Raw genomic sequence first — 24,642 nt, forward strand, 5'->3', positions numbered from 1 at the left:
GAAAAAAACGCTGCCAGCACTCGGTGGCGGAGGATTTGCACTGTAGGATGTTCCCCCCAGAGGCCGATGGGCAACACACCCTCCTTAATTGAGGGTGGTTCGCAAGAGACTGCATGAAATTAGGATTCTGCAGCGAAGACACTAAACAGTGTGCTTGCTAACACAACCCTCTCGGGGCAACCAGTATAATTTCCTCCTTTCAGTGGAAGAGGACATGATCATGAGTGATCTACGCAATCGCATCGATGATTCTTCGTCGATCAGGCAATCCTCTTCCTCGGCAATTTCGGTGTCGTTAAAGACCGCGACGTCGAGTGAGCAAGCGCCACCGGCGGACTACATCCCCGGTCGATTTGGGGCACTCAGCGAACTTCGCCTGGACGTGCTTACCGGCCGTCAGACCATTTTTGCAACCAGCCGAGGCGACCGCCCGGTTGAAGCGGCTCCGCCCGATGTTGTTTCGGAACCGTTTGGCATCTGCCCCTTCTGCGAAGGGAATGAAAAATTTACCCCGATGACGCTGCTGTCGATTCCTAATGATGAGGATCCGGACAGCTGGTTGGTGCGCGTCGTCGACAACAAATTCCCTGCCGTTACCTGGCGAGGTCTTGCGGGAAAAGAAAATAAACGGCTCCCTTCTGGATTGAAGTGGAAAAATCAGTCCAACCGGCGTTCGCCGCAGCGGCGTGGTAGTGTCGGGCTGTTCGATTCCGCGCCGGTTGCCGGCGGCCACGAAGTGGTGATCGAATCGCCTTGGCATTCGCACTCGATTGTCGATCTGAATGTCGATCATTTGACCAAGGTTTATCAAGCGATTGCCCTCCGGATTGGTGCCTGGAGCAAAGTTCCTGGAGTCGAGTACATCTCGGTCTTCAAAAACGTTGGCTCGCGAGCCGGTGCCTCCCTCAGCCACGCTCATAGTCAGTTGATCACGACCGCGGCACTTCCTCCGCGTGTTGCCGATACGATGCTTCGGTCGGGGACTCACTTCGACCAGACGGGCTGCTGCCTGCAGTGCGATCTGCTGCGTTCGGAGTTAGAAACTGGGCAGCGGATTGCATTTACGACGGAGCATTTTGTCGCCTATTGCCCATTTGCGTCTTCTCTACCTTACCTAACCCGGATCTTGCCCCGGAAACACGGAGCTCGGTTCGAAGATTCTTCTCCAGCAGTCCTGGCAGACCTAGCTCAATTGACTCGCCGTCTGGTCCAATGTTTCGAGACGCTGTTCCCGGAAGTTTCGTATAATTACGTCCTCCACACGCAGCCGCCAGCTGTGTCGAACGAGGAACCATTCCATTGGTCGATGGAGTGGATGCCTCGTGTGACGACTCAGGCAGGCTTCGAATTTGCATCCGATTGTTACATTAACCCGACTTTACCCGAAACCGCGGCGGCCGCACTTCGGGAAGTAGCCCGACAAACCAACCCCTTACGGGGTTCACGTCCGAGAACCGGCCATTCTGTCATAGAAAGATAAAACGATTCTGTCTTTGTGACCGATAAGGTTGGTGAAGAATGGATCGACACTCACAATCGCTAGCGGTCAACATGCAACCACACGTTCATCTCTGCCTGGTACTGCACAATCACCAGCCTATTGGCAATTTCGACGGGATCTTCGAAGCCGCCTATCAGGACAGCTATCTGCCGTTCCTGGAAGTCTTCGAGCCCTACGAGCGCCTAAATCTGTCGCTTCATACAAGCGGCCCTTTGATGCTCTGGTTGGCGGACCATCATCCCGAATATATCGATCGTGTGCGAGCATTGGTCGAAGCGGGACGCATTGAAATCGTCGGCGGGCCGCAGTACGAGCCGATCATGACGATGCTGCCGCAGCGTGACCAGATCGGACAGATCCAGTCCTACGCTCAATGGCTGCGCCGTAAATTTGGGGTGACACCCGCCGGAATGTGGACTCCTGAGCGAGTCTGGGAATCGGGGTTAACCGCGTCGGTCGCCCAAGCGGGAATCCAGTACACGGTGTTGGATGATTTCCACTTCCGCGCCGCTGGCGTGACCCAAGAGGAAATGACCGGATACTTCCTGACCGAAGATGACGGGCACATGCTGCGGATCTTCCCCGGCAGTGAACGCCTGCGGTATTCGATTCCCTTTTTGGCCGCCGATGAAACGATCCGCTACTGCCGCGAAGTCGCCGAGCAGCATCCGGGGGCAGTGTTAACCTTTGGGGACGATGGCGAGAAATTCGGCACCTGGCCCGACACCCAGGCGCACGTCTATGAACGAGGCTGGCTGCGTAGTTTCTTCAACGCGCTGTCCGACAACGCTGAATGGTTGCACGCGACCACGCTAGCCCAGGCCGTTGCCCAAACCAAACCGGTTGGCAAGGTCTATCTGCCCGACAGCAGCTACCGCGAAATGTCCGAATGGGCGTTGCCGGTGGAACAGCAGCAGAGCCTTGATGATGTTATCCACGACTTTGAAGGGGACCCTCGCTGGGATTCCTTGAAGGCATTTGTTCGTGGCGGTTACTGGCGTAATTTCAAAGTCAAATACGCCGAAACCAACGAAATGTACGCTCGCATGATGGATGTCAGTCGACGCCTGGCGGAAGCTCGTGAAGAAGGTTTGGACGCCGGGGAATTGGCGGTCGCTCAGGATCACCTTTACCGTGGCCAATGCAATTGCCCTTACTGGCATGGTGCTTTTGGTGGGGTTTACCTGCCGCATTTGAGAAATGCGATTTACCAACACCTGATCGAAGCCGATTCGATCTTGGAACGTGCCGCCCGTGGACCTCATTCGCGATGGGCGGAAGGGACTGCGGAAGATTACGATTTTGACGGTCAGAACGAAGTGCGGATGTCGACCGATCAGATGGTCGCTTGGGTTTCCCCGGGGCGTGGCGGACGGATTGTCGAATGGGACCTGCGAGCGATTTCGCACAACCTGCTGGCGACGATGCAACGCCGGCCCGAAGCCTACCATCGCAAGGTGCTAACCGGTCCCAATGCTACGGAAGGCGAAGTCGCAAGTATCCATGACCGAGTGGTCTTCAAGCAAGAAGGTTTGGAGCAACGTCTGCAGTACGATCGCTTCCCGCGTAAATCGTTGATGGATCATTTCTACGACGAACAGACTACGTTGTCCGCCGTCCAGAATAATGATGCCCAGGAACGTGGCGATTTCGTTGATTTGCCGTTCCAGGCCAAGCTTCGCCGCGCTTCCGATCGAGTGCAGTTGCGGATGCATCGTGAAGGGAACGCCTGGGGAATTCCCCTGACGATCACCAAAGCGATCACCATGACCGCGGGATCCGACACGGTGGAAATCACCTATTTGCTGGAAAATCTGCCTCCCGGGCAAGTGATGCACTTTGGGATTGAATTCAATTTTGCAGGATTGCCGTCCGGAGCCGATGACCGCTTCTTCACCGATGCTGCAGGCAATCGCTTGGGGCAGTTAGGGGAATCGCAGGATTTGTCCGACACCACCGGGCTGATGCTGTCCGATCAATGGTTGGGGATTGATATCGGTTTGGATATCGATCGTCCGAGCGGAATCTGGGCGTTTCCGATCGAAACGGTCAGCCAAAGTGAAGGTGGCTTTGAATTAGTTCATCAAAGTGTCTGTGTTCAACCACATTGGCTGGTTAGTGGGGATGCCGAGGGCCGTTGGGCGGTTAAGATGTGGGTTCAGAATCGTTGTCGTAATTCGACGGCGATCGAATCATCTAGCACCCAAACCACTACGGTTTAGGCTCGCCAGGTTAGGCTCGACCCCTTACTTGACTGGTGGCAAATCCTTCTGCCACCGAACTGGACCACAGAATGCCCTTACTGGTTTTTGGACATCGCAATCCTGATACCGATGCGATTTGCGCTGCCCTGGCGTATGCGAACCTGCTGCGACAAACCACGCACCCCGACGCGGTGGCGGCCTGTTGCGGTCCAGCCAACCGACGAACCGAATTCGCTCTGAAGCGATGTGGACTGGAACCGCCGCGGATTATCATGGACGTTCGTCCCGAAGTGGAGGATGTCTGTCACCGCGATGTCGTCACGGCAGAGGAAAGCGAGGTCTTCTACGAAGTCTATCGCCGGCTGAAAAAGCATGAACTGCGAAGCATTCCAGTGCTTGATAAGGATCAAACATTGGTCGGAATCCTCAGCCTTCTGTCGGTGATGGAGCTGATTTTTGACGGCGAACATGACGCCCGGATTTCACGCTGCGTCTCGTCCAGCCTTGAGAAAATCCGCCGCGCCGTCGACGGTTGGTATCAGAACGAAGTCGAAGTCGATAAGCGACAGGACTTCATGGTGATGGTGGGGGCGATGAGTGCCGAAAAGTTCACCGAAAAAATGGGGGCACTGCCGCATCGCGACACGCTGGTCGTTAGCGGTGACCGCCCTACCATCCAATTGCCTGCCCTTGAACGAGAGGTTCGTGGGTTGATGGTTACCGGTGGTTTTGAACTTTCGCCGGGTTTGTTGCAGATCGCCAAAGCAAACGGCGTGACGGTCATCGTTAGTCCCTACGACACCGCCACCACGACGATGCGGATTAAGTCCGCACGTGCCATCTTGCCGGCCGTGGAACGCAATTTCGTTTCGCTTTCCGCAAAACAGCCGATCGAAGAGGCTCGCCAGCAAATCGCTCGATCCAATCAAGCCGTTTTTCCTGTCCTCGAGGACGATGGTTCCTTGATCGGTGTGCTTTCAAAATCCGATTTGGTGAATCCGCCAAAACCCCAATTGGTTTTGGTGGACCATAACGAATTAGGGCAAGCGGTTGACGGAGCCGAAGGAGCCGAAATCCTGGAGGTCCTTGATCATCATCGCTTGGGAGGAAGCCTGCGTTCGACTCAGCCAATGCGGTTTATCATGGAACCTGTCGGGTCGACATGCACCCTTGTCGCACAGCGATATCGAATGCACGGAATCGATCCCACTCCAGGGATGGCGCTATGTATGGCTTCGGGGATTATCTCCGATACGCTTTTCTTGCGTTCGCCAACAACCACCGATGTCGATCGCAATGTCATTGATTGGCTGGCAGGATTCTGTGATACCGATTTGGAATCCTTTGCGAAAGAATTTTTCGAAACCGGATCCGCCCTGCGAGTTAGCAACGCCGAGCGAGTCGTCGGCGAAGATTGCAAGGAATTCGAAGAACATGGGCACCGATTCTCGATCTCGCAGATCGAAGAGATTGGCTTTGACTTGTTCTGGAGCCGGAAGGACGAACTTGCAGATGCACTTGAGCAACTGACGGTCAGCCGGAATCTTGATTTCTCCGCATTGATGATCACCGATATCGCGACCAACGGCAGCCTGCTGTTGATGTCGCGAGAACCCGCTTGCTGGGAAGAGATCAATTATCCACGCGTCGATTTGAAACTTTACAAATTGGACAACGTGGTAAGCCGTAAAAAGCAATTGTTGCCGCTCTTCAGCAGCCTGCTAGAAACCGGCGGCGATCATTCCGACGCACGTTAACGTGGGACGCTACTTCGCTGCTGCCGAGAGGGCCCGGTTTTGAGGCAGCGAAACATTGTTTTGCTGCCGCGTCGGATCACTTGAAATGCCGCGGACTTCTGCCGGTCATGGAGACCGGCTTGGGGCGTTCGCTTTTGCGGTTAGGCGTTGTAGTACTCTCGGTACCACTTGATGAATCGATTGATGCCGGTTTCGATCGAGGTGGCTGGGCGGAAACCGACCGCTTCTTCCAGTGCATCGATATCGGCATAGGTCGCGGGGACGTCGCCAGCTTGCATCGGCAATAGATTCTTTTCGGCTTTTTGACCCAAAGCTTCCTCGATGACTTCGATGAAGTAATTCAGTTCAACCGGTTGGTTGTTGCCGATGTTATGGATCCGGTACGGAGCCATGCTGCTGCCCGGGTCGGGCTTGCTGCCGGTCCAGTCGGGATTGGCGGTCGCGGTATGCTCGGCGACTCGATAGACCCCTTCGACGATGTCGTCGATGTAGGTGAAGTCTCGTTGCATTTTTCCGTGATTGAAGACGTCGATTGGACGGCCTTCTAGGATCGCTTTGGTGAACAAGAACAACGCCATGTCGGGACGTCCCCAGGGGCCGTAGACCGTGAAGAAACGGAGTCCCGTGGTCGGCAGACCGTACAGATGGCTGTAGGTATGTGCCATCAGTTCGTTGGCCTTCTTGCTGGCCGCGTACAAACTGAGGGGATGGTCGACGTTATGGTGGACCGAAAAAGGCATTTCGGTGTTCGCCCCGTAAACGCTGCTACTGCTGGCATACGTTAGATGCGGGACCTTCGCGTGACGGCACCCTTCTAGGATGTGCAGGAATCCGGTGATATTGGATTCGGTGTAGGTGTGTGGATGGGTCAACGAATAACGCACACCTGCCTGAGCCGCCAAATGGACAACTCGATCAAACGAATGATCTGCGAACAGTTTCTCGATGGCCGCTCGATCGGCCAGATCGGCTTTGATAAATGAAAACTCGGGGTGTTTTTTGAGGATCGCCAAGCGATCCTCTTTTAACTGGACGCTGTAGTAGTCGTTGACACTATCAAGACCAACGACTCGGATTCCCTTCTTCAGCAGCAACTGCGATAGGTTAAATCCAATAAAGCCAGCGGCTCCAGTTACCAGGTAGGTTTTCATGATCTCAATAATTAAAAACGTTCGTCTGCGTACGCAGGCTCACTATGGGGAACGATTCGGGTTACGTTGACCTTCGTCCGCCGGAGTTCATCGATTTCTACCGTCATCCGTTGAATCAGATTGGCGATTTCGGTTCCAGCGGTTTCGCCGATATGGACAGTTAACGCTTTGCGGGCATTGTAGCTTAGTCCGGTCGATTTCATGAGAGCCTCCAGGCAATGAAAAAAGAAGAATCAAAAACAACGATCGTAGGCCTTAAATTCAAGCCTACTTTGGGTTCACGGCAAAAGCCTATTCCACCGTCACACTTTTAGCCAAATTCCTAGGTTTATCGACGTCACAACCGCGCAGGAGGGCCACGTTGTAGGCAAGCAACTGCAGGGGAATGACGCTGACGATGGGCTGCAGGAATTCAGGTGTCTCGGGAACTCGGATGACGTCGTCCGCCAAATTGTCGATCGCCGGGTCGGCATGGCAGGTAACCGCGATCACAGGACCGCTGCGCGCCTTGACCTCTTCCATGTTGGCGATCACTTTTTCGTAGGTGGTCCCACGAGGCACAATAAATACGCTGGGCGTGTGTTCGTCGACCAATGCGATCGGTCCGTGCTTCATTTCTGCAGCGGGATACCCTTCGGCATGGATATAGCTGATTTCTTTCAGCTTCAGTGCACCTTCGAGCGCCGTGGGGAAATTGTATTGACGTCCCATGTAAAGGAAGGTTGTGGCCGATTGGTATTTTTCGGCGACTTCCCGGACGCGTGATTCGCACGTCAGTGACTGTTCGACCGCCGCGGGCAACCTTCGCAGTGCGGTGATGAATTCCTGTCCCGCTTCGTAGCTCATGTGCCGAAGACGGCCAAAATAAAGTGCCAACATCGCCAGTGTGCAGCACTGCGATGTGTAGGCTTTTGTGCTGGCGACGCCGATTTCAGGGCCGGCGTGCAAGTAGACGCCACCATCGGCCGCTTGGGCGATGGAGCTGCCAACGACGTTGTTGATCGCCAGGGTTCGGTGCCCTTTGCGTTTGGTTTCGACCAGAGCGGCCAAGGTATCAGCGGTCTCGCCACTTTGTGTGATTCCGAATACAAGCGTTCCTGGTTCTATTGGTGGATTCCTGTAACGCAGTTCGCTAGCGTATTCGACTTCCACTGGAATCCTCGCGAATTCCTCGATCAGGTACTCGCCTACCAAAGCCGAATGCCAACTGGTTCCACAGCCGGTCAGAATGATTCGATCAACACTGCGTAGTTGCTGCGGGGTCAGATTCAAACCACCAAAAATCGCTGTCGCATTTTGATCGTCCAGTCGGCCACGCATGGCGTTGCGAATCGAATCGGGTTGTTCATGGATTTCTTTCAGCATGTAATGGGGGTACCCATCCAGGCTGATTTGTTGCGTTTCGGTTTCTAGTCGCTGGATGTCGTGCCGGACGACGCCGCTGTCACGGTGCAGGACCGTCAGGTCGTTCGCTTTCAGGATCGCAAGCTGATGGTCCGCCAGGTAGACGATCCTGTCGGTATGCCCTGCCAATGGTGAAGCATCCGACGCCAGGTAATGGACTCCGCGTCCGACTCCGACCACAAGTGGGCTGCCGAAGCGAGCGGCGATCATCATTTGCGGACATGCAGGAAAAACGACTGCCAGGCCATAGGTGCCTCGCAACTGATTGATGGCGACGCGAACCGCTTGAATGCAGCGTGCTTCTGGGTCGGTCTCTGCAGCAAGTTCGTCGTAGCATTCGGCGATTAAGTGAGCGATGACTTCGCTGTCGGTCGCCGAATGAAAGACGTAGCCCTTGGCGATCAGTTCCTCACGCAACGGTTGAAAGTTTTCGATCACCCCGTTGTGAACCAGGACAACCTGCCCATTTCCGCCTTGGTGTGGGTGGGCGTTGACTTCGGTTGGAGGGCCGTGTGTGGCCCAGCGCGTGTGTCCAATCCCCAAAGGCCCCGAGGGTTTTTGTTCGGCGATCGCTGTGGCAAGTTGATCGATTCGGCCGACGGCACGCGTTATTTGCACGCCCTTGGGATCGATAACCGCGATTCCAGAACTATCGTAACCGCGGTATTCCAATCGACGTAAACCGTCCAGCAGGAAAGGGACGGAGGTGCCATGTCCAATGTAGCCAACAATTCCACACATTTTTCAGAGCCTTAAAGCAGCATTAATAATCGGTTTGGAAAGCATGGCACTTACATCCGCAGGGGACGATTCACCAGCGTTATCTGGCGTTGGCTTGGGGGCGGGTTGCGATTGCCCCAAACGCCGGTTGTTCATAAATGGAAAATTCAGCCCAGATCGGCTGGTGGTCGCTAACGGCCCAGGCTTGGTCAGGAGTCAACCCCAAGTGTTGCACCAGTTCCAGGACTCCCGCGCTTCCTGTGAACTCGCTGGTGGTCATCCGGTCGACCAGGATATGGTCGTAGATCGCGGTTCCCTTAGTATTGGTCGGGGTCGGTCCGGTAACCGACTGCAGACCGGGAATCTGCCCCAGTTCGTATAGGTGTTGCGGATCGACGTTCAGGTCGCCGACGAGAAAGAAATCGTCTTCCCCTTGTCGCATGTACTCGAACTCTCGGACCGATTTATAGACATCATCCAGCACGTTCAGTTCATTCGCTGGCGTGTCCCCTTTCACCTCGTCAGGGTCGGTGTGAACATTGATCATCGTGAATTTGAAACCGTTGCGTCCCGCGTTGGCGGGGACGATGCACTCAAAGGTCGCAACCATGGGGGAGCGATGCATTAGGTCTTCTGGATCGTTGACGACATAAGTCGCGTTTGGGATCTCTCGGATTCGGGTCGTATCCCAAACGTAAGCGTATTGTTCAAGCTGCGAACTTCGCCCTTGAGCGACTCCGACGCTAGACGCATACCGCGTGTTCCCCTGATTGATTCGCTGGATGAGTTTGTCGACGGGGAAAGAATCTGGCGAGCGAACTTCTTGGATGGCAACGACATCAAACAACTGCATGATGTGCGCTAGCACTCCCATGACATTGGTATCTTCCGATTTCGATTTGCCGAATACTTTGATGTTGAAGCTAGCGATGCGAATTCGGTCGAATGGCTTTTGATTGCCCGACGAAGACGTCGGGGGCTGTTGCGGATTGCCATTTCCTGCCAGAGCCGCGTTGTTGTTCGCGGAGCCATTGGGTTGTGCTTGGTTGGGCTGTGCTTGGTTGTTGGTGTGACCGAAATCGCTGGGTTGTGGAAGACCGTTTACCTGAGCGGGATCGGTTGGCTCGGAAGGACTGTTGGCCAGCGCGTGCCTGAATTCCGTCAGCAACGGTCCTTCGCCATCGGCTCGTTCGCGTGCTATGGCGGCCACTTTGGCCTCCGCAAGCACTTCATTGCCCCGGTCGAACCGCGATAGGTCGATCCCTTTGGTGACTCCAAATCCCAATAGGGATAGCAGCCCCATGATGGCTGAGATGGGGCCGATGAATCGAGTCAGTGGGAGTCGCGTTTTGGTGCGACTTTTAGTCTTCCAGAACACTAGGCGGCCATCCCACGAATCGATTCCAGGGCGATCATGGCAAGGCGAGCCAGCCGAGGGGGCCCTGATTGGGCTGCTTGGCTAAGCGTTTCCGACGCTTCGCGTGCGGCGGGGCCAATTCGTCCCAGTGCGGCAACGGCTTCTTCACGGACGGCCAAGTAGGGGGAATTCTTGACCGCGGCCGTCAGTGCCGGCGTCGCAGCCGAAGCAGCGGGCCCTAAGCGACGCAAGATCCTTGCGGCCCAGTAGGCCGATTCGCCATCCGCTTGAGCCGCAGACGGTTCTAAAAATTGAATCAATGCGGGAACCGCACCGGGATCCGGGGCTCCCGCTGTTTCTAACGCTTCCGCTGCCCACATTCGGGTTGAATCGTCACGGTCACCGGCCGCTCGCACCAACGCCAGGATCGCCGGCTTGACCGACTGTTTGGCATTTGCAAGTTGTTTTGCCGCCTCTGCCCGCTGCTCAGGGGCGCGTGAAAGTGCGATGATCCATTCGCTCAGAGTTCCATCCATGACTCGATTTCACCATCCTTAGACAATTTCTCGCCGGGGCCTTAGAATTACCCAACGGCAGCCGTTTTGGTTGTTGGGGATCCTCCCCATAGTTTGTCCATACCTAAAAGGGAAATCGCGTGCAACAGCAACCAGATTTTGCAATGATTCCCGGTCGGGACGAAATCGAGAAATTGGAAAGAGACATTCGCTTTTTCCCCACATCGGTTGCCGCACCACAATCCCTTACCGCCGCCGAGATCGCTCGCTGGAATGAAACGGGGTATCTCGCTCCACTCACCGCGTATGATGGTTCCCAAGCCGAGGATCTGCGGGAGTATTTCGACCGCTTATTGAATCAAACTCTCGCTGCTGGAAACGATAGTTATTCGATCAGCAGCGCCCATCTGAAACACGCCCGGGTCTGGGATCTGCTGAACCACCCCGCGATCGTGGCTCCGGTTTGTGACTTGCTAGGCCCCAACGTGATCGGCTGGGGAGCTCACTTTTTTTGCAAAATGCCGGGCGATGGAAAACGGGTCGACTGGCATCAAGATTGTAGCTATTGGCCCCTGACGCCCACGAAAACGGTTACCGTCTGGTTGGCCATTGATGACGCGGACGCGGAAAACGGATGTATGGAAGTTTTTGCAGGTTCCCATCGGTTTGGTTTGATCGACTTCGAAGCAAGTGATGCCAGTTCGGGAAACGTGCTGAACCAAACGGTTTCGCAGCCAGAAAAGTACGGACAACTAGAATCCGAGCCGCTTCAAGCCGGGCAATTTTCGCTCCATAGCGATCTGCTACTGCACGGTTCGCCCGCGAATCAGTCGGGCCGCCGCCGCTGTGGTTTGACGCTGCGATACTGCCCTGCCGATGTCACTGCGTCGCTGGACTGGAATCGAAAAGGAGTCATCGTTGCCGGTGAAGCCGACCCCGAAAAATGGCCAAACGCGCCCCGTCCCCAAGCGGACTAAAGTCGTTTTAAATATAGCTCCCTCATGCCCGGCGGAACCCTGCTCCGCCAATGCTCCCAAGGATTGAATCGCAACTCCAATGAAGCTTGCTGAATTTTACCGCAACGGACACCGCGGCCTGTCGTTTGAATTGTTTCCGCCCAAAACAGAGAGCGGTCGACAGGCGTTGTATGAGCACGTTGATCGATTGATGGCTTTTCAGCCCGATTACTTTACTTGTACTTACGGTGCTGGCGGTTCCACTCAAGGAACGACCTTGGAGGTTCTGTCGGAAGTCCGACGCAGGACTCAACTGCCCGTCGCGTCCCACTTAACCTGTGTTGGAGCGACCTGCGATGAAATCCGCGAATACCTAAAAGAAGCCGAGTCCAGGGAAACCGATTTCATCGTGGCCCTGCGTGGAGACCCGCCCAAGGGAGAAACCACCTTCCAAGCCGTTGACGGTGGGCTGCAGTATGCCAACGAATTGGTCGAATTGATTCGGGCCGAGAAAAAGCCGTTCGGAATCGCGGTCGCCGGATACCCGGAAGTTCATCAAGAAGCGGTGGACGCCGCGAGCGATTTGGCGAACCTAAGACGCAAAGTCGATGCAGGGGCTGACATCGTGGTGACGCAGTTGTTTTACGACAATGCGGATTTCTACCGCTTCCGTGACGCCTGTGACCTTGCCGGAATTCGGGTGCCAATCGTTCCAGGGTTGCTGCCAATTACCAACCTGCAGCAGGCTTTGCGGATCACTTCGATGTGTAAAGCAAAGCTTCCGCCCGCGTTGGTCGCACGCTTGGAGGAAAAGCCCGAGGACGCCGATTGGCAGTTTGAAATTGGCGTTGAACATGCCCGTCAGCAATTTTTAGATCTGATGGATAACGACGCTGCAGGGATGCATCTCTATGTGCTGAATAAGAGCCAAGCAGCGGAAAAAATGCTGGAAGGCTATACCCGCTAGCCAACCGGCTCAGAGGCTCGATAATCCTTCCTGAGGCAGATACCCAATTTTACTTTTCATTCGATACCTACAAACCACGCACTGAACCACGATGGCGAAACAAACGATTGATCAAACCGATGTTGCTGGCAAAACGGTCCTGATGCGAGTCGACTTTAACGTCCCTCTGAACGATGCGGGCAAGATCACCGACGACCGCCGGATTCAATCGGCAATGTCTAGTATTCAGTCGGTTATCTCCCGTGGCGGCAAGTTGATCTTGATCAGCCACCTCGGTCGTCCCAAGGGAGACGGTGGGGATGCAAAGTACTCGCTCGCCCCAACCGCAGAACGACTAAGTGAAATGCTGGGCCAACCGGTTGCTTTTGCTACCGACACCGTCGGTGACGACGCCAAGGCCAAAGTGGCCGCCCTGGAAGCCGGCGGAGTCGTGATCCTCGAAAACCTGCGATTCAATCCCGGTGAAAAAGCGGGCGATGCAGAATTCGCAAGCAAACTAGCAGCGATGGCCGACATCTACTGCAACAACGCCTTCGGAACCTGTCACCGCAAAGACGCTTCGATGTTTGCGGTTCCGCAGGCCATGGAAGGGAAACCGAAAGTCGTTGGCCATCTAGTGGCAACCGAAATCGAATACCTCACCAATGCGATTTCTGCGCCGCAGCGTCCCTTTGTCGCCATCCTTGGTGGTGCCAAAGTGAGTGACAAAATCAAAGTGATTAAGAACCTGCTTGATATCTGCGATACCATTTTGATCGGTGGAGCGATGGCCTACACGTTCTCGTTGGCCAAGGGGGGCAAAGTTGGGAAGAGTTTGGTGGAACCCGATTATGTGGACCTTGCCAAAGAACTGATCGCTGCAGGCGGCGACAAATTGCAACTTCCTATCGACACTCATTGCGGCGACGATTTCTCCGGCAGTTGTAACAAACAGGTCGTTGCAGCAGGGGAAATTCCTGAAGGTTGGGAAGGTCTGGATATCGGTCCTGAAACCGCCAAGAAGTATGCGGACATCATTGCGTCGGCGAAAACGGTTGTTTGGAATGGACCGATGGGCGTCTTTGAAATGAGCCCCTTCGACGAAGGAACAAAAATCGTTGCCCAGGCCGTCGCAGATAGCGATTCGATCAGCATCATCGGTGGTGGCGACAGTGCTGCAGCCGTCGATCAACTTGGGTTCGCAGACAAGGTCAGCCATGTAAGCACCGGCGGTGGAGCAAGTCTGGCAATGCTAGAAGGTCAGCGTTTCGCTGCCGTTGATATTTTGGACGAAGCCTAGTCCAGGTTTGAAGGTTTCTGCCGTCTGCAGTCTGCATGACTGCGGCTTCGGGGGGCGGAATTTATCGATGACGTGTTTGTCAATTTCTTGACGGACCTGTTTCGCTTCCCTCGAGTGGTGTAACCACTGGCAGTTCCATTTACCCATCCCGACATTCGCAGCCGGCCCCTAATCCCTTGGCGATTTTGGGGCCGACAGAGAACCGCGTTTCGATCGGGCAGCAGGCGAACTGCCCATTGCGATCCCCGGGGCAAGTCCGGGGATGGAACTCTTGCCGAAGCTAGCCGCCAACCGCGGCTGATACAAAAAACGATCCGTACTTACCGCTGCACGTTGGATCGTTGTCTTGCCAGGTTGCCTCGAGGGCGAGCTGCATAGACCCGTGAATCATCGATGATGTAACTGGTGCTCCAGCGTTGCCCGTCGTCTGCGCTACAGACGTTGAAGAAGAAGGTTCGGAAACGTTCTGCTCGGTAGCCGTATGGGAACTGACTGGTGATGTAGTCGTCTTCGGTTAGGTCTTCGACGCCTGGTTTTGCATAGTAGTGAACCATCCCGTCTGGCGTGACAGACATTCCAAGCGTCCACCAGCCGGTGGTCGTTACTTGGGGACCGCGGATGTCTCCACCGCGACTGTTGCTACGGATGCGCCAAAAAGCGTAGTCATGTTCTTTTTTTGAATTCGATTTGCTTTCGAATTCGATGAACATGCCGGGCCAGTAAATTTCGTCACCCATCTCTTCGCGCTTCAGGCCAAAAATCATTTCCTTTTCGACCATTGCAGTGGTCCCGAGGGCCAAGCGGAAACCGAATTGGGGGCCGGTTCGATTTTCCCATTCCGCGACGGGCGGCAAGAAGACTCGGGTTACCACGCTGGGGACTTCGGAAATATCGATCGTTCGTTTTAGACGATATTGCACGTTGGCAACAAAGTCGTCCTGATGCATGGTGTTGCTGGGGCGGCCGGGAATTCCCGTGAACTTCGAACGCAGCATCATCCCATGGGTACTGCCAGGCAATCCACCTTCAGGAATCGGGACGCGTTTAACGATGTCGGGATGACCCCGTTTAACCCCTTCGTACCAACGACCATTCGTCGTTTTGCCTGTGGGGCCGCGTTGGTTCTCGTCAATGTCTTCGGAGCTTTTGGGGTCACGCGGGACGTAATCCCAGTTGGGGTCTTCGAAATCGTCCCCAACTTCCGTTAGCAGGACTCCTGTTCCGGGGACGACTGGCCGCTGAGCGGAAACATCTTTCCCAGAAACGGACAGAAGCATGATTGCTAGCGTCGTACCTGCAAATTTTAAATACCACTTCATCGCTGCGTGACCCCCGAGATTGGACCTTGCTACCGCCTTTTATGACGTACTAGCACGAGTAATCGGCATAATCGACCGAAAGACTTCAACCCAATCAGTCGCAATGAAAAAAGTGCTTTCCTTTTTCTTGCAAAATGCGAAAGATAGGCTAACGGCTTCGGAATGGATGGCCGATACATAACCGATGCAGGGAGGACTTCTCCATGAATGCTCGAAAGATTGCGAGTCGATTCATGAGCTAGATGAACGGGAAGTCCAAGCAGTGCAGGCCAGGGAGATGGCCATTTTAATGATCACTCCCTAATAGGTTAACTGCTATGTCCATTGACATGATTCACATCGCACTTGGTGTTGCGTTTGTTGGAATCTGGATCTTGGTTGGTCAAATTTTAGTCGCGGACCATCAGCCTAGCTAAAGCGATTTCCTCAGCGATGGATGGCCAACGCCGCCAACACAATCGCTGCGGTTTCGATTCGGTAGACCAGTTGTCCTAAACTGACCGTCTGCCAACCGGCTGCCTCAGCCGCTTCTACTTCGTCTGGCGAAAATCCTCCTTCCGGTCCGATCGCGATTCGTATGCCGGTTGGTTCAACCGCAGAATCTTGCGATTTGGCTGCGAGAATTTGTTCTGCAAGCAACTGTTGGAAAGGGGGGCTTGGATTCCCTTTCTCGGCGGTTTCAGGATGAGCGATGAAGTTAAGCCAATTCGTGTCGGCTGTCGGTTGTTCTTGAAACCAATTGATCACCGAGTGTCCGCTATCGATTTCCATCAAGCGGTTGCGGCCAGATTGTTTGCATGCCGCGAGCATTGCGGAACGCCATTTTTCAATGGCTCCAGCGGACGGGGCGAACTGGGTTCGCTCGCAACTTAGGGGCACGCATTCTTGGACCCCTAGTTCCGTTAGTTTTTCGATCAGCAGTTTGCTGCGGTCTCCCTTGGGGAAAGCAACCCCCATCACGACAGGGACCGGGATTCCGTCGGAAGACTGTAGAAGCGGTTCTGTCTGGCAGATGATTTGTCGTTTAATGATCTGCTGAATCGTTGCTTTTGCACTGCCACCCTCGCCATCGAACAGTTCGATCTGGTCGCCTGTTCGAGCTCGCATGACGGTGCGAGCATGGTGAGCCTCGGTCTCTGGAAGGTCCAGTTCGCCACCGTCAGGGGGCAACTGGGGAACGTAGTAACGTTGTGTCATCGTTTCATTTCTTCTGAAGCCAGCGGGGTGGAGGGCCGATAGTATGGAATAGTGCGATTCTATCGACATTCGAATTTGAGTGAATGCAACGCGGTTATGAGTACTATGTCTTACCACGCTTTTTGGTCACTTCGCAGAGCCCCTTTCGGTTCTGGTGAACTTGGACAATCGTTTCACTCGGCCAAACCACAGAAAGAAGCCTTTGCGCGTCTTCATTATTTAGTGGAGAACGGACACGGAACAGGTGTCCTTATTGGCGAACTGGGAAGCGGCCGGACGACGCTTCTTAATCAGGTCGCATCGAGTCGTGGATTCGGAGATACGGCGGTCGATGTTGCGCTTACGACCTGTGCCCACCGAACGACTGCCGAATCGCTACAGAATTTGACGATGCAGTTGGGTGTTTGCAACGGCGAAGCACCTTGGCGAGCGATTGGCGATCGGATCCTTGCGTCGGCTAGGCAGCAAGTCCGTACGTTGTGGCTAATCGATGATGCAACCGCAGAGATTGCGCAGTTGGCCGGTTCACTGGTTTCAGAAAACCGCTGGTTAACGGTTATTGCATCGACCCATCCAGAGAATCTGCCCTCCTTGGCAGTGAACCTGGGGCAATGCCCATTGCGTATCGACCTGCCGACTTTTTCACTCAGGGATACGATGCAGTTTGTCCGTGCAAGGATCAAAGATGCAGGAGGCACTACCCAGATTTTCAGCGATAGTGCTTTGGTGCGAATGCACGAACTGGGGGATGGGCGGATCGGGATCATTGCCCATCTGGCAGAACTGGCACTCTCTTCGGGGGCGACCCACGGTTTGTCTGAAATTCAGGCCGAGTGGATCGAAGCGGTCCAGGACGAATTTGTCCGCGCGGCGTAAGTCTTACACCGCGTGAATGGTTGTCTGGATCAGGATGCTGGTTTCTCAGCACGCGTTTGCTCAAGCTGTCGCAGCAGACTCCATTCGTTTGTCCCTTCTTCAGCTTCGGTCACACCATTCAATTGCTTTTCCAATTGATTGATCCGTTTTTGCCAACGGTCGATCGGTTCGACATCATTGCGATAAGCTCGCTTGTGTCTTGCTTGCAATTCGCGGTGAAGACTTCGTTCGTCGATTAAGGCTGCGTTACGATACTCTTCATCACTAAGGGATTCAGGAGACTGCAAGAACTTGGCTCGCAGTCGGTTCTGGGCTTGCGGAGAAAGCTGCTCGCTTTTTTCGATCACCGCAACGGGATCCGAATCGACCATTTGTCGATGCCCCTGAGCCCACGCAAGCAAGATTGCAAAGCCGATCAAGCCGATCGAAACCCCTTTCCACCACTGGAATTTCGGGGGCGAAGAATCGGTCGCTTCAGCTTGCTCTGAATGGGATTTCAAGGGGGGTAGGTCGTGCATGGTTCTCCGTTTAAGTCCTTCGAGCAGTGACTGCTCCGATAAATTTCTAGCGGCACGTGGCCACTATTCGGTTAGAATCGTCGGCAAGTTGTTGGCGACTTCGCGGAACGTTTCGATCAGGCTGGCACCATCCTCTGCGTGATACAGCTGCCCACCGCCGGTGTCGGCAACACTTTGCATGCGAACCTGGTCAGCTCCGCTGGTGAATGTCACCGAATGGATCGTGACCTTTGCGGAATTTACAATGTCCTCTGCAACGGTCCGTGGATCGGTCCCTGTGTTATGCATCCCGTCGGTCATGACAACCATGGTTTTTGCTGCGTAGCGGCGGCCATTGATTTCATCCAGGATGACGGTTTTGCCTTTTTGCATCCCGTATCCGATGGCGGTGTTGCCACTTGGCCCCAAGGTTGCCAGTTCCGCCATGACATCGGCATAGTTGTCCGTCAATCGCAGATCGATCGATCCCGAAGACGAATAACTTGCTAGTCCGACGCGTTCGATTTGAGGCGTTTCCTCTAGAACCTGCAAAAATGCTTCGACGGCTAGTACCAAGTCATCCCAAGGACGTACTGGCGCTGGCCCGAGGTCAAAGTATTCTTCCCAGGCCCAGTCGTTGTAGTCATCGCTGGAGACGCCACGAGCATAGCTGTAGCGGTTTCGGTAGCTGTCATAGGTCATTAGGCCAGCTTGGTAAGCGGCGTATTTCACTGTATTGCTGTTTGGGTTCGTTCCATCTGGCCAATCGTAGTCTTTCCAGCTCATCGAACCGCTACGATCCAGGACCAGAACGATGTCACGGTCGACCTGCATTGCTACGGAACTCTGTTTGGGCTGGAAGACCTTTCGGTCGACGAAGCCTTGGAAGATCATATTGACAGGACCACTTAGCGATCCGTTTTCGCGTCGTCCATAGACTCGCACAGCGTTAGCTGCGTCTCCAGTGACGGCTTGTGAACGCGATACGGGAGTGAACGAGAAACGATCGGAATTCGCATCCGCTGGCGATGCGAGGCCGAATTCAACATCTTCGCCTTCAGCGGTATTGATTCGCAAAGGAGAGCCCGCGACAGTATTCAATGCCGCCGTGGCACGGGCAGCTGCGAGGGCGCTGTCAACGTCTTGGTATTCACTCAGTCCACGACCGCCCGCACGCGATGCCGCGTCCGTTGCAACCATCAGTTCGGTACGTGTCATCTGCATGTAGGCAGAATTGATCGTAAAGGCAGCCAGGAGGGCTAGTACTGGCAATAGGAATGCCAGTAGGACCAATACCGATCCTCGGCGGTTATGGGGGCCGCGTTTTCTTTTAACGTTCATCATTTTTGTTCGCTTTCGTAAGACTCAAAAGGTGGAAATCAAGCTGTATTACTAAGATGAAAACTATTCAGTGCCGTTGTAAAATCCGTCATATCTTTCGGTCCGCATCGATGCGGTTGCTTCCAAAGTCTTGTCGCCCGTGAACATCGGGACAAAGAGAGCATTGTCACTAATCGGTACTGAAACCGTCACGTGGATTTCTCGCGAATCGGTGGTCAGGCCGCCCCCATCGTTCACGGTAATCGTGGCGTTTTGGGTGTTCATGATTCCGAGGACTCGATTGGCTTCAGTGATCGCGTCCGCTTCGGTCCCGCCGGGAACCATCGCGGTTCGAGCCGCAAAGTAAGCGGCATCTTGGGTCAGGTTTCGCATCATGTTCAGGCGAGTGAATTCGATGCAGATAAACACAATCAAGATCATGACGTTCGCAACGATCGCGAATTCAACGATCGCGGCTCCCATCCGGTCTCCGCGCATCCCGAGCATCCGCCGGTTGCTTCGTCGGCGTCGTGGGGCGTTGATATTGGTCGGAAGCGTCCACATAGGTTTTGGTCTTCGATCGTTTATGGATGGATAGCGAAGTTTGAATCGGTTTGAGGAAAGGTTAGTTCGATGGGTTTGCGTATTCTTTTCGCATCACCACCTGGGCCTGAATCGTTCGGTTATTGAAATACTGCGTTGCCGAGATCAGATTTCCGGCCGCAGGAGCCTCCACCGTCAACGTGATATGCTCCATCGTGTCGGCGGTGTCGAAGTCCGTGTCGGAGAAGGTGACCACCGAACCGGCGTCATAGGTAATGTTTCGCTCGTCTAATAATTCACGCACTCGAGCGGTGGCACGAGCGTTGGTGCCACCCTTCATGATCCCCAGCCGAGAACCTTCGTAGGCGGCGATTGTCAACGATTCTTTGAGGAACATCGCGCTGCAGAGATCGATGGTGGCGACGCAAATCGCTAGCACGATCGGTAGGCAAATGGCCAGTTCAGCCGTTGCAAGGGCTCGTCGGATGGGGCGGTTATGGTTTTTACGGCGACGCATTTGAGGTTTTTCCATATCAAATCGAGGAGAATCTACTTCCAGTTCTCCGTTCAATTTGAAGCGTAGCTCACAAAATACGGAGGCGCCGCAAAAATTCGCCGTTTTCCACTCTCTGCAGGGTTATACGCCGATTATTCTTGAATTTGCTTGGTTTTCTGGTACTCTGGAGGTCCCGTCTCGGCGATCTGATGCAAACGCAGCACCCCACCTCGATTGACATCGCCGACCTGTTTCACGCTCCCTACCCCCCAGCCGTTCTGCTCGCATTCCTGGCCAGCAGTAGGCTTCAGTGAATGACCCCCATGAACCGCTCCCAATCCGCTCGATTCGGTTTGGCTTTGACAAGCTGGGCCATCCTAACCGCTCTTTCGATATCGCCAGCTGTTGCCCAGGTCCCGGAAAATACAACTCCGGAAAACACAACTCCGGAAGTGGCGACTCCTGAAGTAGCGGATTCGGAAGTGCCAGCTCCGGAAGTAGCAGAATCGACCGACGGTGAACTTCGGTTTGCGTTCAATGCAACTCCTTGGCGAGAAGTTATCCAGTGGGTTGCTGAGGAAGCTGGCCTGGCGCTCCATGTGAATGAATTGCCCACAGGTAGTTTTACTTACTCGGATCCCAATGCCTTCTCTCCTGGTGGTGCGATCGACCGGCTCAATCTGTTTTTGCTTCCCGAGGGCTTTGCACTCGTCCGAAGTGGGGATCTCTTGTCGCTGATTCACTTGACCGATTCCCGCAGCATGCAGCAACTAGACGCCTTGGCCGAAACGGTTTCCCGTGAGCAGTTGCCGGAGCTGGATCGAAGGACCGTAGCGAAATGTCTGTTCTCGCTTGGAGAGCTGGATTCTGAGAGTGTTGTCCAGGAGTTGTCCGGTTTGCAGTTGATGTCACCACCCAAAGTCTTTTCGCAAACCAATCAGTTGATGATTACCGATACGGTTCAGAAACTGCAAAGCGTCGAAGCGATTCTCGCAGCTTTTAAGCCGGCTCCCATGGAAGCGGCTGTCGTGAAGGACTTTGCGCTTCAGCATGTAAATGCTGAGGACATCTTGGTTGTCGCTCGACCTCACCTCGGATTGGCGACTGGAGAGATGATTGGTATCGATGTGAGTGTCTCCACCGACCTGCAGGGCAAAAATCTATTTGTCACGGGAGTTGAAGATAAAGTCATGTTGGTTGAACGGTTGGTCAAAGCGATCGATCAACCCGAACAGAATGTTGGGGTGCGTGATGAGACGGCGTTTCTGAAGTCCTACCCCGTGGATGGTGGCAATGTCGAAATCGTCTATGACGTTTTGCAGACCATGTTGGCAGGCGAATCGGTGCGTTTGTCGATGGATCGTGATGCCGACAGTGTGGTTGCTTTAGCGACTCCGGCGGTTCAGGATCAAATTGCCGCGACGGTCACCCAGCTGCAAGCGTCCCAAGCAGAGTTCGAAGTCATTCCGCTGAAGAATGTTGATCCATACCTAGCAATCAGCTTGCTGAAACAGATGTTAGACCTGCCCGATCCGCTGGATGACCCAGATGACTCGGACAAGGATGTTCCCAAAATTGACGCCGACCCCGCAAATCGGCGTCTTTTTGTTCGTGCCAAAGCAAGTCAATTGCAACAAATTAAACAGATCGTGACGGGGCTGGATTCCTCTGCCACGACCGGTAGCGAATCGGATGAACATTTGCGTGTCCTGGCTCTAAGTAACCGGCAAGCCGAACAGACGCTGCAGACCGTCGCCCAATTTTGGCGTGCTAAAAATCCGATCATCCTCTTTGAAACGACCGGAGCAAGCGAAGCAGAAGCTACTGAACGAGTCATCGCAGATGCGACGGACGAGGCCCAGGAATCTTCAGCTGTTGCTGACAACCTATCGGTCTCTGCAGCCAAGCCCCCTTGGACCGCCAGCACGGAACCGGCTGTCCCGCGTCTGTTAAATCCGACCAACGATACCAGTATGGCTCCGGTTCATTGTCAAGTGACGCCGCGAGGTTTGTTGTTGCAATCGGAGGACACAAACGCTTTGAACCGAATCGAAGAACTCGTCCTGACGATTTCTGGCCCAATGGAAACGGAGGCCTCCCCGCCGATTGTTTTCTATTTGAAATACACAAAGGCTGCGGATGCGATTCGCATGCTTGCCGAATTGCTTGATGGAGGGGAATCGGCGAAAGAGACAGAAACCAGTTCGCTTGTGAATGGTTACGTCAGCTCAGGTTTCGATTCCTATCTCGGTAGCATCGTAACCAGCCGTGAAGGAACGGTGACGATGATGGCCGGAAGCATCACCGTGGTGGCCGATCCGCGTCTGAATCGCTTGATCGCACAGGGAACGACGCCAGATATCGAATTGATTCAAAGCTACCTTCAGGTTATCGACAAAGATAATAGCCTGACTTCTATCGAGACCTACGGCCGGTCGCATGTGATCGAATTGGCGAACACAAGTGCGACGGAAGTCGCAAAAGTCATTCGCGAAGCCTTTCCTGGACGGCTCCGAGACGCTGGCCAGGGAGCCGGTGCGAACAGCGGAGGCGCCAACCCACAGGACGCAAAAGCAACGGCCGCCGCCGCTGCAGCAGCCAAGAAACAGAATGGGAACAAAACGCCTGCCGCTGCCAAAGCGACTGACAGAGACTTGGAGCCGATGATGACACTGGCTGTCCATCAACCAAGCAATTCACTGATCGTGACCGCTCCTGAGGCTCTTTACGAAGAAGTTAAGGCGTTGGTTGAGCGTGTTGACACGCGGGGTGAACAATCCATTCAGGTCGTGACTCCGGTAAATGTCCTGGCGGTTGAAGCGGCGCTTCAGGAACTGCTGACGGGTGAAGCTCCGAGCGATCGCCGTCGGTCAAATCAACGCTCCTCTGACAACAACCGGAGGTGAGGTGATGTCATTTCTCCATGCCGCGTCGATCCCATTTGGGCGAGTATGCCGCTTTGCCGCCATCCTACCGATGACCATTGCGACCGTTTGCTTGACCAGTGGACAAGCCTCCGCACAATCGGGTTTGCGTGAATCGTTGGAGCGACTTGATCGCAATCAGAATGGTGAAATCGATCCGGAAGAAATAACTTCCATGGCTCGGCCATTCCTCGAACGAATCGCTAAGTCCAAGCGGTTGTCGCTCAATCGTTCGAACGATATCGAAGAATTTCAAGAAGCCGCACGGATCTATCATGCGATGGCCAATGGAATGGCACGCAACGAAATTGATCTTGAAAGAGACAGTACCGTGGTCCCTTTCGGTAGTCGGTCTGGAGAGACCGTCATCCCCGAGTTTGGGCTGGCTGAAGTGAAATATCCGTACACCGAAGAGGATCTTCGTCTTGCAGAACGGGCGATTCGCCGTAGTGATCGCAATGACGATGGGGTCCTTGACCGAAAAGAAGCCGCGGCGGGTGAATGGCGACAACGCGACCCGTTTGAAGCCGATCTAAACAAAGATGATCGCCTCAGTCGGTTGGAACTCGCTCAACGCTACGCACGACGGCGATTGTTGGACAATGCCTCCAGTGAACTTGTTCGGCGTTCTGCTCGTGTTGGAAATGGTATTCGTCGCGCTGCAGACTCAAGTCGGGATTCCGACAACGATGATTCGCGTGGCCGTAGGCGACGAGGTGATATCCGCTCCTACCTGGTCTGGTCGGTAATGGAGCGTTTTGATGCCGACCGAAACGGACGCTTGGAGGCGGAGGAAGCGGCCAGTCTAGGGGTTCCGCTAAGCCAGATGGACGTGGATCGTGATGGAGTCGTTGATCGTCGTGAGTTGCAGGAATACCTAGAAGAACGGCAAGACGAAGCGGGAGCTGAAATTGGTAACTTGCCCGGTTGGTTCTTTGAACTCGATGCCGATCGTGATCAGCAGGTTGCAATGTCCGAATTTACGAAGGAATGGACCGCTGAAAAACTTGAAGAATTTAATAGCTACGACCGTAACCTGGACGGGCTGTTAACGGCGGAAGAAGTGCAGATGTCGCGGGCAGGCGTTGGAGGGACTTACCGCAATGAAGCGGCCGAAGTGCTTGCCCCAAGAAAGACGATCGTTTCGGAAATTGAAGTGGATGAAGATTACCTGATTGATGATCTGAATTTGCGGTTATCGATTACCCACTCAAACGTCGATTCGTTGGATGGTTACTTGACCGGACCGGATGGACAGCGAGTCGAATTGTTTACCGAAATTGGCGGTTCTGGGAATCACTTCGACGATACCGTGTTCGACGATCAAGCCGACACGCCGATCGTCAAAGGGCGGCCACCCTACGAAGGTTCGTTCCATCCCGAAGCACGCACAAAACGCCAGCCGAGCCTAAGTCACTTTGAAGGCAAAAGCATCAAAGGGGTTTGGCAATTGGTAATCCGTGGAACCCGAGGCGACCGCTTTGGAATGCTGAATGGCTGGAGTCTGATCGTAAAACCGCGCGACGAAATGTTGGATGCCAAGCCGATTGAAGTTGCTGAGGAGGAGTGAACCGGCGGTCCAGTTGTTGGCGTATTCGCTTCTAAGATTCGGCCAAAATTTTAAGAAGTCTTCTTTAGTGTCGCCTTTCGCTCGGGACG

General features: G+C 54.3%; 20 protein-coding genes. 9 read left to right on the forward strand and 11 right to left on the reverse strand.

Annotation, left to right across the window (positions count from 1 at the left end; all coding sequences use genetic code 11):
• Positions 1-220: 220 nt before the first annotated feature.
• The 3 genes from FF011L_RS04960 to FF011L_RS04970 all read left to right on the forward strand — a co-directional run bounded on the left by FF011L_RS04960 (position 221) and on the right by FF011L_RS04970 (position 5,462).
• Positions 221-1,480: a galactose-1-phosphate uridylyltransferase gene (locus tag FF011L_RS04960; RefSeq protein ID WP_218933021.1), complete on the forward strand. Its 1,260-nt coding sequence runs from the start codon at positions 221-223 to the stop codon at positions 1,478-1,480.
• Between the two features lie 71 nt (positions 1,481-1,551).
• Positions 1,552-3,723, forward strand: a complete 2,172-nt coding sequence (locus FF011L_RS04965; RefSeq protein ID WP_145354987.1) for an alpha-amylase/4-alpha-glucanotransferase domain-containing protein — start codon at positions 1,552-1,554, stop codon at positions 3,721-3,723.
• Between the two features lie 71 nt (positions 3,724-3,794).
• Positions 3,795-5,462 carry a putative manganese-dependent inorganic diphosphatase gene (locus FF011L_RS04970; RefSeq protein ID WP_145350587.1) on the forward strand — a complete coding sequence of 556 codons (1,668 nt, stop codon included), beginning with the start codon at positions 3,795-3,797 and terminating at the stop codon, positions 5,460-5,462.
• A gap of 140 nt (positions 5,463-5,602) precedes the next feature.
• On the opposite strand, the gene FF011L_RS04975 is transcribed toward FF011L_RS04970, so the two are convergent.
• The 5 genes from FF011L_RS04975 to FF011L_RS04995 form a co-directional block, all read right to left on the reverse strand.
• Positions 5,603-6,613, reverse strand: a complete 1,011-nt coding sequence (locus tag FF011L_RS04975; RefSeq protein WP_145350588.1) for an NAD-dependent epimerase — start codon at positions 6,611-6,613, stop codon at positions 5,603-5,605.
• Positions 6,614-6,624: 11 nt separating this feature from the next.
• Complete coding sequence (locus FF011L_RS04980; protein ID WP_145350589.1) at positions 6,625-6,816, reverse strand: hypothetical protein; 192 nt, start codon at positions 6,814-6,816, stop codon at positions 6,625-6,627.
• Positions 6,817-6,904: 88 nt separating this feature from the next.
• Complete coding sequence (gene glmS, locus FF011L_RS04985) at positions 6,905-8,758, reverse strand: glutamine--fructose-6-phosphate transaminase (isomerizing) (RefSeq protein ID WP_145350590.1); 1,854 nt, start codon at positions 8,756-8,758, stop codon at positions 6,905-6,907.
• Positions 8,759-8,837: 79 nt separating this feature from the next.
• The gene (locus tag FF011L_RS04990) at positions 8,838-10,115 is read right to left on the reverse strand and encodes an endonuclease/exonuclease/phosphatase family protein (RefSeq protein WP_145350591.1); all 1,278 of its coding nucleotides are present in this window, start codon (positions 10,113-10,115) and stop codon (positions 8,838-8,840) included.
• Positions 10,115-10,630: a HEAT repeat domain-containing protein gene (locus tag FF011L_RS04995; RefSeq protein ID WP_145350592.1), complete on the reverse strand. Its 516-nt coding sequence runs from the start codon at positions 10,628-10,630 to the stop codon at positions 10,115-10,117. Before FF011L_RS04995 ends, FF011L_RS04990 begins: the two co-directional genes overlap by 1 nt.
• 119 nt (positions 10,631-10,749) lie before the next feature.
• Between FF011L_RS04995 and FF011L_RS05000 the strand changes: the two genes are divergently transcribed.
• From FF011L_RS05000 to FF011L_RS05010, 3 genes are all read left to right on the forward strand, one after another.
• Positions 10,750-11,586: a phytanoyl-CoA dioxygenase family protein gene (locus FF011L_RS05000; protein ID WP_246109747.1), complete on the forward strand. Its 837-nt coding sequence runs from the start codon at positions 10,750-10,752 to the stop codon at positions 11,584-11,586.
• A 79-nt stretch (positions 11,587-11,665) separates the two neighbouring features.
• The gene (gene metF, locus FF011L_RS05005) at positions 11,666-12,532 is read left to right on the forward strand and encodes a methylenetetrahydrofolate reductase [NAD(P)H] (protein ID WP_145350593.1); all 867 of its coding nucleotides are present in this window, start codon (positions 11,666-11,668) and stop codon (positions 12,530-12,532) included.
• A gap of 91 nt (positions 12,533-12,623) precedes the next feature.
• On the forward strand, positions 12,624-13,811 hold the full coding sequence (locus tag FF011L_RS05010) for a phosphoglycerate kinase (RefSeq protein WP_145350594.1): 1,188 nt from the start codon (positions 12,624-12,626) through the stop codon (positions 13,809-13,811).
• 320 nt (positions 13,812-14,131) lie between these two features.
• Here the strand turns inward: FF011L_RS05010 and FF011L_RS05015 are convergent, their stop codons facing one another.
• Together FF011L_RS05015 and FF011L_RS05020 are read right to left on the reverse strand one after the other, a co-directional pair.
• A complete protein-coding gene (locus FF011L_RS05015) occupies positions 14,132-15,130 on the reverse strand; it encodes a hypothetical protein (RefSeq protein ID WP_246109748.1) in 999 nt (332 codons plus the stop codon).
• A 426-nt stretch (positions 15,131-15,556) separates the two neighbouring features.
• Positions 15,557-16,327, reverse strand: coding sequence for an RsmE family RNA methyltransferase (locus FF011L_RS05020; protein WP_218933022.1), 771 nt, complete (start codon positions 16,325-16,327; stop codon positions 15,557-15,559).
• Positions 16,328-16,423: 96 nt separating this feature from the next.
• Between FF011L_RS05020 and FF011L_RS05025 the strand changes: the two genes are divergently transcribed.
• The gene (locus FF011L_RS05025) at positions 16,424-17,203 is read left to right on the forward strand and encodes an AAA family ATPase (RefSeq protein WP_145350596.1); all 780 of its coding nucleotides are present in this window, start codon (positions 16,424-16,426) and stop codon (positions 17,201-17,203) included.
• Positions 17,204-17,232: 29 nt separating this feature from the next.
• Here FF011L_RS05025 and FF011L_RS05030 read toward each other — a convergent pair whose 3' ends face one another.
• The 4 genes from FF011L_RS05030 to FF011L_RS05045 form a co-directional block, all read right to left on the reverse strand.
• The gene (locus tag FF011L_RS05030) at positions 17,233-17,721 is read right to left on the reverse strand and encodes a hypothetical protein (protein WP_145350597.1); all 489 of its coding nucleotides are present in this window, start codon (positions 17,719-17,721) and stop codon (positions 17,233-17,235) included.
• Between the two features lie 63 nt (positions 17,722-17,784).
• Positions 17,785-19,044, reverse strand: coding sequence for a vWA domain-containing protein (locus tag FF011L_RS05035; RefSeq protein WP_246109749.1), 1,260 nt, complete (start codon positions 19,042-19,044; stop codon positions 17,785-17,787).
• 60 nt (positions 19,045-19,104) lie between these two features.
• Positions 19,105-19,584, reverse strand: a complete 480-nt coding sequence (locus tag FF011L_RS05040) for a TadE/TadG family type IV pilus assembly protein (protein ID WP_246109750.1) — start codon at positions 19,582-19,584, stop codon at positions 19,105-19,107.
• A 61-nt stretch (positions 19,585-19,645) separates the two neighbouring features.
• A complete protein-coding gene (locus tag FF011L_RS05045; RefSeq protein ID WP_218933023.1) occupies positions 19,646-20,080 on the reverse strand; it encodes a TadE family protein in 435 nt (144 codons plus the stop codon).
• A 302-nt stretch (positions 20,081-20,382) separates the two neighbouring features.
• Between FF011L_RS05045 and FF011L_RS05050 the strand changes: the two genes are divergently transcribed.
• Together FF011L_RS05050 and FF011L_RS05055 are read left to right on the forward strand one after the other, a co-directional pair.
• Complete coding sequence (locus tag FF011L_RS05050) at positions 20,383-22,965, forward strand: secretin N-terminal domain-containing protein (RefSeq protein ID WP_218933024.1); 2,583 nt, start codon at positions 20,383-20,385, stop codon at positions 22,963-22,965.
• Positions 22,966-22,969: 4 nt separating this feature from the next.
• Positions 22,970-24,553: a proprotein convertase P-domain-containing protein gene (locus FF011L_RS05055; protein WP_246109751.1), complete on the forward strand. Its 1,584-nt coding sequence runs from the start codon at positions 22,970-22,972 to the stop codon at positions 24,551-24,553.
• The last annotated feature ends 89 nt before the right edge of the window (positions 24,554-24,642 follow it).

The sequence above is a fragment of the Roseimaritima multifibrata genome (assembly GCF_007741495.1).
Classification (GTDB): Bacteria; Planctomycetota; Planctomycetia; order Pirellulales; family Pirellulaceae; genus Roseimaritima; species Roseimaritima multifibrata.